Genomic DNA, 10,196 nt, shown 5'->3' on the forward strand with positions numbered 1-10,196 from the left:
CGCCGTGAAGTGAGACCTGCATGGAATTCGAACCGATCGCCGTCGTCGGCCGGGGCTGTGTGCTGCCCGACGCGCTCGATCCGGACACGTTCTGGGACAACATCGCCGCGGGCCGCACCAGCCTGTCGGCCGTCCCGGAGGGCCGGTGGCGGCTGCCGCGCCGTTGGGCCATGGGCTCGGTGGACGATCACCTGGACCGCACATGGACCGATGTCGGCGGTTACGTAAGGGGGTTCGAGTCCGTCTTCGACCCGAGCGGCTTCGACATGGCACCGGAGCGGATCCTGTCGCTTGACCCGCTCTTCCACTGGGTGATGTACGGCGTCCGGCAGGCGCTCACGGAGGCGGGCCGCGAGGGTCCTCTGCCGCGCGCGGGGCTGGTGCTGGGGAACCTGTCCTATCCCACGCCCACCGGGGCGGCTCTCGCCGAGCACGTCTGGCTGTCCGCCCAGCGGCCCCCGCTCCGCGACGCCTTGCTGACGGGAGAGCGCAGGCGGCGGCCCGACGCGCGCAATCGCTTCTCGTCCGGGCTGCCCGCCCGGCTCGCGGCGCGAGCCCTCGGGCTGGGCGCGGGCGCGTGGTCGCTCGACGCGGCCTGCGCGTCGTCGCTGTATGCCGTCAAGCTGGCGTGCGACCGGCTGCACGACGGTACGGCGGACCTGATGGTGGCCGGCGCGGTCAGCCGGGCGGACCCCCTCTATCTGCACGTCGGCTTCTGCGGACTGTCCGCGACGAGCCGCACGGGGCGCAGCCGGCCCTTCCACCGGGACGCGGACGGGCTGGTGCACGGCGAGGGCGCCGGGTTCGTCGCCCTGATGCGGCTGTCCGACGCCCGTACCGCCCAACTGCCCGTGCTCGGTGTGATCCGCGGTGTCGGGCTGTCCAACGACGGGCGCGGAGCCGGGCTGATCAGCCCGGCGGAAGAGGGCCAGGTCCGGGCCATGCGCCTGGCGTACGACGCGGCGGGCGTCGCGCCCAAGACCGTGTCGCTCGTGGAGTGCCATGCGACGGGGACGCCGGTCGGGGACGCGGTGGAGGCGCGCGGTATGGCCCGCGTCTTCGGGACCGGTGACGACGTGCCCATCGGTTCGGTGAAGTCGAACGTCGGGCACCTGCTGGCCTCGGCGGGCGTGGCCGGACTGCTGAAGGTGCTGGGCGCGCTGCGTGCCGGGGTCCGTCCGGCGACGCTCGGCGCGGAACGGCCGCTGGAGTCGCTGGCGGGTACGCCGTTGCGGGTGCTGACCGCGCCGGAACCGTGGTCAGGGCCGCGCCGGGCGGCGGTGAGCGCGTTCGGGTTCGGGGGGACCAACGCCCATCTGGTGGTGGACCTTCCGGACGGTGACGGTGACCCGGTGTCCGCCGTACCGCGGCCGATCCGCCCGGACGCCGCCGCGCCCGCCCCGGCCCGGGTGCGGGAATCGCCGGGCGGCCGTACGCCGGTGGCGATCGTCGCCCTCGGCGCGCGGGTCGGCGACGGGACCTGCACGGAGGACTTCCGGCGGGCGGTGCTGGGCGGTGAGCGGCGTGGCCCCGCCGCCGGGATCACCGTGGAGCTGACGGATCTGTGCTTCCCGCCGGTGGCCCTGGAGCGGACGGTGCGCAATCAGCTTCTCGTACTGGAGGCGGCGCGGGAGGCCGTCCGGTCGGTGGCCCTGCCCCGGGAGCGGACCATGGTGGTCGTCGGCATGGGGGTGGACCCCGAGGTGGCCAGGGCGGGCGCGCGCTGGAGGGTTCCCCACTGGCTGGAGCAGGCGGGGCTCGCGACCACGCCCGAGTCGGTGGACCTCGCCCGGGACGCGTTCGTGCCGCCCATGACCGCGGAGGGTGTGGTGGGCAGCCTGCCGAATCTGGTGGCGAACCGGATCAGTACCCAACTCGACCTGGCGGGGCCGGGGTTCGCTGTCTCGGCGGAGGAGGCGTCCGGGCTGGTGGCGCTGGAGCTCGCGGCCCGGGCCGTCCGGTCGGGGGAGGTCGACGCGGCGCTCGTCGGTGCCACCGACCTGTCCTGCGAGGTGGTGCATCGGAGCGCCCGGCGGGAGCTCGGCCGCGAGGACGAACCGGGGGACGCCGCCGTCGTCCTGGTCCTCAAGTCCTTGGACAACGCGCGCAGGGACGGTGACACCGTCGTCGCCCTGCTCGACGAGGACAACGCCGAAGCCCCTGAGATGGTCATCGGGGACGGCCCCGACGCGGTGTTCGACCCGGCGTCGGCCTTCGGGCGCGCTCACGCCGCGTACGGGCTGGTCGCCGTCGCGGTCGCGGCGCTCTCGCTCCAGCACCGCGCGGTGCCGCGTCCGGGCCTTCCCGCGGACACCGCTGCCGGCGCGCGCACCGCGAAGGCCGCGGTGACCCCGTTGGAGGGGCCCACCGCGAGTGTCCGGCTGCGAGCGGCGGACGCCCGGCCGTGGCTGCGGGGCCCCGCTCCACGCCTGCACGTCTTCTCCGGGGCCGGCCGCCGGGAGGTGCTGGCCGCGCTGGAGTCCGGTGCGGAGTCCGGCGCCGGACCGGCCCGGCTGGCGCTCGTGGCCGACGACGACGCGCTGCCGGGCCGGATGGAGGCCGCCTGCCGCTGGCTGGCCGAGGGCGGAGCCCGTCCGGCCGATGTGGTGTACCGGGACAGGCCGGTCACGGGGCAGACCGCGTTCGTGTACACCAACGGCTCGGCGGCGTACCCGGGGATGGGCCACGAGCTGATGCTCGCGCTGCCGTCGCTCGGCGAGGCCGTCCGTGCCACCCACGGGACGATCGGCGCGCGGCTGCGGTCCGGGCCGGAGCGCGGAGTGCTCGACCAGATCTGGGGCGCCGCCGAACTCGCCGTCCACCACACGGTGTTCACCCGCGAGGTGCTCGGGCTACGGCCGGAGGCAGCTCTCGGGTACTCCTCGGGCGAGTCGGCCGCCCTGGTGGCGCTGGGTGCCTGGCCGGACGCCGCGGGGCTGTACGACGCCACCCGGAACAGCGGTCTGTTCACGACCGAACTCACCGGTGAACTCCGGGCGGTGCGGCGCCACTGGGAGCGCCTCGGCGTCGAGGGCCGCCGCTGGTCGAGCCATCTGGTCGGTGCGCCCCTGGAAGCGGTCCGTGCCGAACTCGCCGCCGAGGAGGCGGTCCATCTGATGGCGGTGAACGCCCCCGGAGTCTGCGTCATCGGCGGCGAGTCGCGCGCGTGCGCGGCCGTCGTGGCGAGGATCGGCGCCGACCGCGCGATCGAGCTCGACTACGACATGGCCGCCCACGCACCGGAGTTGGCGGAGGTTCGGGGAGTATGGCGTGCGGTCCATGATCGTCCGACCGTCGACGTGCCCGGTGTGCGGTTCTACAGCGGGGCCACCGGGCAGTCGTACCGGCCGACGGCCGAGCGGGCCGCCGAGGCGCTCACCGCGCAGGGACTGAACACGATCGATTTCGCGGCCACGGTCGAGCAGGCGTGGGCCGACGGTGTCCGGGTCTTCGTGGAGCACGGTCCGCGCAAGCTGTGCACCGGCTGGATCAAGCGGGTGCTCGGCGACCGGGACCATGTGGCCGTCGCGCTCGACGCCCCGGACGACACCCGGCTGCGGCAGACCTGTCTGGCGGTGGCCGAACTCGTCGTCGCGGGCGTGCCCGTGGACGCCGACGAGTTCTTCGCCCGGCTCGCGGAAGCCGCCACGGAAGTCCCGCGTCGCGGCCCCACCGTCACCGTGGCCGTACCCGCGCCCCCGTGTCTGCCGCCGCTGGGGCCGGACCTCGTAACCCTGCCCAGGGCCCCCGAGTTGGCGCCGGTACCGGACCGGGAGACCGCCCGGTCCGACGCACCGGGCGGCGCTACTGTGCCCGTCCCCGGTACCGCGCGGCCGCGCTCCCTGCCGGATATCCGGCCGACGGCCCCGGACGGGCGCGATCCGCGGGAGGCGGGCGTACGCGCCGCGGTCCTCCGGCAGAGCCGGCGCGTCGCCGCGCTGCACCAGGAGATCACCGCCGGGCACATCGAGGCCCATCAGCGGTTCCTGCGGATGTCCGCTCTCGCCGTCACCACGCTGCGGAGCACCGGGCCCACTCACGTACGGCCACCGGGCCCCCCTGCCCCGCGTCCGGCCGCCGGGCCGCCGCAGGTCCCCGTACGGCCCAAGCCTCGCCCGGCGATCCTGCCCGCTCCAGCGCCGGAAGCGGCGGGTGTGGGTGCCGCTCCCCCGCCGGAAGCGGCACCCGCACCGGTCCTCAGACCGGGACCGAAGTTCGACCGTGCCCAGTTGGAGCACCTCGCCTCCCACGAGATCTCCACGCTGTTCGGCCCCCGGTTCGCCGAGCAGGACGCGTACGCGGTGCAGACGCGGATGCCCGGACCGCCGATGCTGTTCGCCGACCGGGTCACCGGTATCGACGCCGTGCCGGCGGCGCTCGTCGCGCCCGGCCCGGTGCGCACCGACGGGATGATCTGGACGGAGACCGATGTCCGGCCCGACAGCTGGTACCTGGACGCGACGGGACGTATGCCGGCCGGGCTGCTGATCGAGGCGGGCCAGGCGGATCTGCTCCTGCTGAGCTGGCTGGGTGTGGACCTCCTCAACCGGGGGGAGCGCGCCTACCGGCTGCTGGGCTGCGAGGTGACGTACCACGGCGGACCGCCGGAAGCGGGCGACATCCTGCGCTACGAGATCCACATCGACGGCCACGCGGAGCACGACGGCGTCCGGCTCGCCTTCTTCCACTACGACTGCTACGTGGACGGCGAACTGCGGCTCAGCATCCGGGAGGGCCAGGCAGGGTTCTTCACACCCGAGGAGCTCGCCGGCAGCGGCGGTGTGCGGTGGGATCCCGCCGAGCGGGCGCCCGGCGACGACCTGCCGCTGGACCCGCCCGCGGTGCGCTGCGAACGGACCCGCTTCGACGCGGACCGGGTGCGCGCCCTTACCCAAGGGCGGCCGGCGGAGTGCTTCGGCCCCGGCTGGGAGGCCACGGCGGCCCATGTCCGCTCTCCCGGGCTCGATGACGGCAGACTGCGGCTGATCGACGAGGTGACGGCGTTCGACCCGGCCGGAGGACCGTGGGGGCGCGGCTATCTGCGGGCCGAGACGCCGTTGTCGCCGGACGACTGGTTCTTCGAGGGGCACTTCAAGAACGACCCCTGTATGCCGGGCACCCTGATGCTCCAGGGCGGTCTCCAGGCGATGGCGTTCTATCTGGCGGCCATGGGCTTCACCGTGGACCGGGACGGCTGGCGTTTCGAACCCGTCGACGGTCACCCCTGTAGGACGATGTGCCGCGGCCAGGCGACTCCGGTCAACCGGCGGGTCGTCTACGAGGTGTTCGTGCGCGGTGTCTCGGCCGGGCCGGTGCCGACGCTGTACGCCGATGTGCTGGGCTCGGTGGACGGGGCGAGCGCGTTCCTGGGCCGGGACGTGGTCCTGCGGCTCGTACCCGACTGGCCGCTGTCGCACTGGCGGCGCTCGGGCCCGCCCGTCGTGCAGGGCAGCGGAACACCGGTGCCGCTCCCCCTGCTCGGCGGGCTGGCCGGGCACGAGGAGACGAGGCCGGTGGCGACGGCGGCCGACGGATTCCCCTTCGACCACACCTCGTTGCTGGCGTGCGCCTGGGGCAGACCGAGTGAGGCGTTCGGTACCGCGTACGAGCCCTTCGACGGCACCCGCAAGGTCGCGCGGCTGCCCGGTCCCCCCTACCACTTCATGAGCCGGATCGTCTCGGTGGACGGTCCGCAGGGCGGAATGCGGGAGGGCAGCGGTGTCGTCGCGGAGTACGACGTACCCGCGCGGGCCTGGTACTTCGAGCAGAGCGGCGGCCGCACGATGCCGTTCGCGGTCCTGATGGAGATCGCGCTGCAACCCTGCGGGTGGCTGGCCTCGTACGTGGGCAGCGCGTTGACCTCCGAGACGGATCTGCTGTTCCGCAATCTGGACGGGGCGGGAACGGTCACCGGTGAGGTCACTCCGGCGACGGGTACGGTCCGCACCCACGCCGAACTGACGCGTGTCTCCCGGAGCGGAGACATGATCATCGAGTCGTTCCGGGTGCGGTGCACGGCCGACGGAGTGCCGCTGTTCGAACTCTCCACGGTCTTCGGCTACTTCCCGCCGTCGGCCTTCGATCATCAGCAGGGCCTCACGGTGTCGGCCGGGGACCGGGCGCGTCTGGACGAGCCCTGCGACCGTGTGGTCGATCTGACCGCCCGGCCCGCTCGTCACTGCTCCGGCGAACCGCGGCTGCCGGGCCCCATGCTGCTGATGCTCGACCGGATCACCGGCTTCTGGCCGGACGGGGGCAGCATGGGGCTCGGGCGGCTGCGGTCGGAGAAGGACGTGGTCCCGGACGAGTGGTTCTTCCGGGCCCATTTCTTCCAGGACCCGGTGCAGCCGGGGTCGTTGGGCGTCGAGGCCATGTGCCAGCTGCTCCAGTACCACCTGCTTGAGCGCGGCGCGGCGGACGGCGTTCCACACCCCCGGTTCGAGCCGGTGCTGCCCGGCCGCGAGACGGCCTGGACGTACCGCGGCCAGATCACCCCGGCCAACCGGCTGATCCGGGTGGACATGGACATCGTGGAGAGCGGCACGGACGAGCGGGGTCCGTACGCGATCGCGGACGCGTCTCTGTGGGGCGACGACACCTGCATCTACCGGGTGCGGGGGCTGGGCATGCGCGTGGTGTCCGACGCGGCGCCGGGACCCTCACCCACTCCATGACGTGAGTGCCCGGTCGCGCCGGGCACTCACGCGGGGCGCGAAGCAGGAGCGCAACCAGGTGGCGTTTGTCGTGGAGATCAGGAAGGCTCACGGGCATGGTCTCGGTATTGCAGAACGTGGCGATCGACTGTGCGGATGCCTACGAGCTCGCTCGGTTCTGGAGCGGTGTGACCGGCCGTCCGCTGCATCCGGAGGACGGGCCGGGTGCCCGGGAGACCCAGGTGCTGCTGGCTGAGGGCCCGGTGCTGCACTTCAACCAGGTGCCCGAGAGCAAGACGATCAAGAATCGGATCCATCTGTGTCTGCGCCCCGAGACCTCGCGCGACGAAGAGGTGGAGCGGCTGCTGGGTCTCGGCGCCGCCTTTGTCGCCGATCACCGGAACCCCGATGGTTCGGGCTGGGCGATCCTCGCCGATCCCGAAGGCAATGAGTTCTGCGTACTGCGCAGTGAGTCCGACCGGGCCGACACGAATTCCTGACTCTCGCGTGCCGTCCCGGCCGGTTTCCCATGCCGGTCGGTCAGCCGCCGGGGCCGCTCGCGTCGTGGTAGCCGAGTTCGAGGTAGCGGGTGCGGGTGCGCCAGGAGCCGAGGTCGGGCGTGTTGGCCAGGACGTCGTGCCAGGGCCGGCCGCCGGAAGCCGCCTCGTCCGAAGGGTCCCCCTCGTCGTGCGCGAGCGGCGGGCGGCCGGGGCGCCCGGCCCAGAGCCGTACTCCCGACCGCGCCTCGGACTCGCGGACCGGCTCCCACCGGCCCACCGAGAACATGCCCGCGAGCTGGTGCATGGCGATGAAGGCGGCCACGCCTTCCTCGGGGTCCGTGCGGTCCGGGCGTTCGGTGAGGGCGTGCCACAGGATGTACATGTTCGGCGGCCGTACCTCGGGCCGGAAGCGGAACACGAGCCGCTCCAGCCTGATCGAGCCGATGCGCGGCAGCTGTACCCGGGTGAGCGGGACGACCTCGCGCCCGCCGCCGGTCCAGGTCAGTCTCTCGTTGCGGCCCCGGTAGCCGGGCTCGCTGAACACCGTGACGTAGAGGCATTCGCTGCGATCGGGCCGGCGGTTGTGCAGCAGACCCGCGCCGGCGACGGCGCCCACGGATGCCAGGCCCGCCAGGAGGATTCTCGTCTTGCGCTTCATCGGGGCGCGGCACCTCGCTTCTGACGGGACGGACGCCTCCATCATGCGCGCCGGCGGTCCGTTGATCCACCGTCAGGCCCGCTTTCAGTGACCGAGGTCGTCCAGGCCACGGGCCCGCTCGCCGACCGAGCGCTCGACGGTGGTGTTCCGCCGCCGGGCGGCGTACGCCCCCGCGGGGAAAAGATGCGCGCGGGATGTCGATCCAGGCAGGCTCTGTACGACGTAGAGGTGAGAGAACAACACCGCCACGAGAGGTGAAGGCCATGCCCAAGGTCCGCGTACACAACGTGACGATCTCCCTCGACGGCTTCGCGGCCGGCCTGAACCAGCGACTGGACGCCCCGTTCGGCGACGGCGTCGGCTGGGGCGACGACCTGCACAGCTGGTTCATCTCCGCGACGGAGGATTCCGCCGCGGGGAGGACCGGAACCGATGTCGAGTACTTCGTCCGCGGCGAGCGGAACATCGGCGCGACGATCATGGGGCGGAACATGTTCGGGCCGCAGCGCGGGCCGTGGGAGGACGAATCCTGGCAGGGCTGGTGGGGCGGCAACCCGCCCTACCACCACGATGTCTTCGTGCACACCCACCATCTGCGCCCGGCACTGGAGATGGCCGGCGGAACGACCTTCCACTTCACCGACGAGCCGCTGGAGACGGTGCTCCGGCGCGCGTTCGACGCCGCGGACGGCAAGGACGTCCGGATCGGCGGCGGGGCGGCGATCATCCAGCAGTATCTGCGCGCCGGGCTGATCGACGAGCTCCACCTGGCGATCGCGCCGATCCTCATCGGGCGCGGGGAACGGCTGCTCGACAACCTGGGTGACGGGATCGACGGCTATCGGGTGGCCGATCTGGTCAGCTCACCGAACGTCACACACGCGACCATGGTCCGCCGCTGACAACGACACCGACACCGCTGCGCGGGGCGCAGCCATGTGGGCTGTGTGCGACGCACCGTCGACCACCGGCACACTGGTCGGTGTGAAGCTTCCCCGCGTGAACTGCGCTGTCTGCCACCGTGCGATCGCTGCCGGGCCGGTCGCCGGCCAGATGAGGAGGGGCCGCGTCTGGCGGCACGACGCCCCGGGCGCGCGCCGTGACCCGGACGGCTCCTTGGTGTCGTGCCCCGGATCCCTCGCCGTCGTGGATCTGCCGCTGCCCGGCGAACAGCCCCTGTTCGACCTGCCCGAGACCGAGACCCAGACCGAGGCGGCCGAGGCGGACCCGGTCCTGTTCGCGATCTAGAAACCGGTCTCGGCCTGCGAAGATTCCCCGGGACTCACCTCTGCTCTTCGTCCTCCTCGTCCGGCTCTTCTTCGTCTTCCTCTTCGTCTTCCTCTTCGTCGTAGTCGTCGTCGGCTTCGTCCTCGGGCTCCTCCGACTCCTCGTCCCCCTCGTCCTCTTCCTCCGGTTCGTCGTCCTCGAGCCCTTCCTCGTGGCTCCGGACGACTTCACCCTCGCGGATCTCGCCGCGCCAGCCTTCGACTTCCTCGTCGTCGGTGAGTGTGGCGTACCGCTGGAAGTGCTTGAGGTCCAAGCGGAGTCGGCGTCCCTGGGCACGCCAGACGTTGCCGGTCTTCTCGAAGAATCCGGACGGGGTGTATTCGACGACCGCGACGATGCGGGTCAGGCTGGGTGCCAGTTCGTGGAAGGTGATGGCGCCGTGCGTCGTTCCTTTGGCGCCCTCGGATGTCCAGACGATGCGGTCGTCGGGGACCTGTTCCTGCACCGTGGCCTTCCAACTGCGGTTGGAGAAGGCGACCTTCAGCTTCCAGTCGCTCTCGATCTCATCCGACTGGGACACGTCGGTGACACCCTTGGCGAAGGAGTTGAACTCCTCTATCTCGGTCCAGCGGTCGTAGACCAGACGCAACGGTTTGCCGACGTCGATGGCTTCAATGATGTTGGTGACCTTGGGGCTGCCGGATTTCCCGCCCCCGCCACCGAAGGCGTTCTTGACCGAATCCACGGCCTTGTCCTTCATCGAGCCGGCCTTCTCGCCCACGAGGGCCTTGACCGGGTTCTCTCCGCCGAGCACCCGCTTCCCGACGTCCAGGAGGCCCTTGGACCCGTCTCCGTCGGTGCCGCCCCCGAGGCCCTGGGCGAGGTCGGTGAGTCTCCCGCCGGCGGAATCCAGCAGCTTCTGGCCCCGGGCCCCGACGTAGGCGGACAGTTGCTCCTTGACCTGCTCCAGGCCGGATGTACTCGTGTCCGTGGGCTTGTCGGTCTGTTTGGGCTTGGCCATGAGAGTCACCTCCTCCGGCTGTCGCGCGCGGACTTCTTCGCAGCGGGCTTCTTCGCCGCCGTCTTCTTCTTGGCGGGCGCCTTCTTCGCCGGTGCCTTCTTGGCTGCGGTCTTCTTGGCCGGCGCCTTCTTCTCCGC

6 protein-coding genes are annotated in these 10,196 nt (G+C 72.2%); 4 read left to right on the forward strand and 2 right to left on the reverse strand.

All coding sequences use genetic code 11. The features are described 5' to 3' along the window. Nucleotides 1-20: 20 nt before the first annotated feature. A complete protein-coding gene (locus ACFWHU_RS16805) occupies nucleotides 21-6,674 on the forward strand; it encodes a beta-ketoacyl synthase N-terminal-like domain-containing protein (RefSeq protein ID WP_387225391.1) in 6,654 nt (2,217 codons plus the stop codon). A 95-nt stretch (nucleotides 6,675-6,769) separates the two neighbouring features. Beyond that, nucleotides 6,770-7,153 carry a VOC family protein gene (locus ACFWHU_RS16810; protein ID WP_385792634.1) on the forward strand — a complete coding sequence of 128 codons (384 nt, stop codon included), beginning with the start codon at nucleotides 6,770-6,772 and terminating at the stop codon, nucleotides 7,151-7,153. 40 nt (nucleotides 7,154-7,193) lie between these two features. On the opposite strand, the gene ACFWHU_RS16815 is transcribed toward ACFWHU_RS16810, so the two are convergent. Then, nucleotides 7,194-7,811, reverse strand: coding sequence for a hypothetical protein (locus ACFWHU_RS16815; protein ID WP_387225392.1), 618 nt, complete (start codon nucleotides 7,809-7,811; stop codon nucleotides 7,194-7,196). Between the two features lie 263 nt (nucleotides 7,812-8,074). On the opposite strand from ACFWHU_RS16815, the gene ACFWHU_RS16820 reads away from it, so the two are divergent. Both ACFWHU_RS16820 and ACFWHU_RS16825 read left to right on the forward strand, forming a co-directional pair. Further along, on the forward strand, nucleotides 8,075-8,713 hold the full coding sequence (locus ACFWHU_RS16820) for a dihydrofolate reductase family protein (protein WP_387225393.1): 639 nt from the start codon (nucleotides 8,075-8,077) through the stop codon (nucleotides 8,711-8,713). Between the two features lie 82 nt (nucleotides 8,714-8,795). After that, on the forward strand, nucleotides 8,796-9,059 hold the full coding sequence (locus tag ACFWHU_RS16825) for a hypothetical protein (protein ID WP_387225394.1): 264 nt from the start codon (nucleotides 8,796-8,798) through the stop codon (nucleotides 9,057-9,059). Between the two features lie 34 nt (nucleotides 9,060-9,093). On the opposite strand, the gene ACFWHU_RS16830 is transcribed toward ACFWHU_RS16825, so the two are convergent. Continuing rightward, nucleotides 9,094-10,059, reverse strand: coding sequence for an SRPBCC family protein (locus ACFWHU_RS16830; protein ID WP_387225395.1), 966 nt, complete (start codon nucleotides 10,057-10,059; stop codon nucleotides 9,094-9,096). Nucleotides 10,060-10,196: the final 137 nt, after the last annotated feature.

This window comes from Streptomyces sp. NPDC060366 (assembly GCF_042725135.1).
GTDB lineage: Bacteria > Actinomycetota > Actinomycetes > Streptomycetales > Streptomycetaceae > Streptomyces.

Coding starts and splice junctions, on each gene's coding strand:
- ACFWHU_RS16805 (WP_387225391.1), top strand. CDS start 21: ATGGAATTCGAACCGATCGCCGTCGTCGGCCGGGGCTGTGTGCTGCCC.
- ACFWHU_RS16810 (WP_385792634.1), top strand. CDS start 6,770: ATGGTCTCGGTATTGCAGAACGTGGCGATCGACTGTGCGGATGCCTAC.
- ACFWHU_RS16815 (WP_387225392.1), bottom strand. CDS start 7,811: ATGAAGCGCAAGACGAGAATCCTCCTGGCGGGCCTGGCATCCGTGGGC.
- ACFWHU_RS16820 (WP_387225393.1), top strand. CDS start 8,075: ATGCCCAAGGTCCGCGTACACAACGTGACGATCTCCCTCGACGGCTTC.
- ACFWHU_RS16830 (WP_387225395.1), bottom strand. CDS start 10,059: ATGGCCAAGCCCAAACAGACCGACAAGCCCACGGACACGAGTACATCC.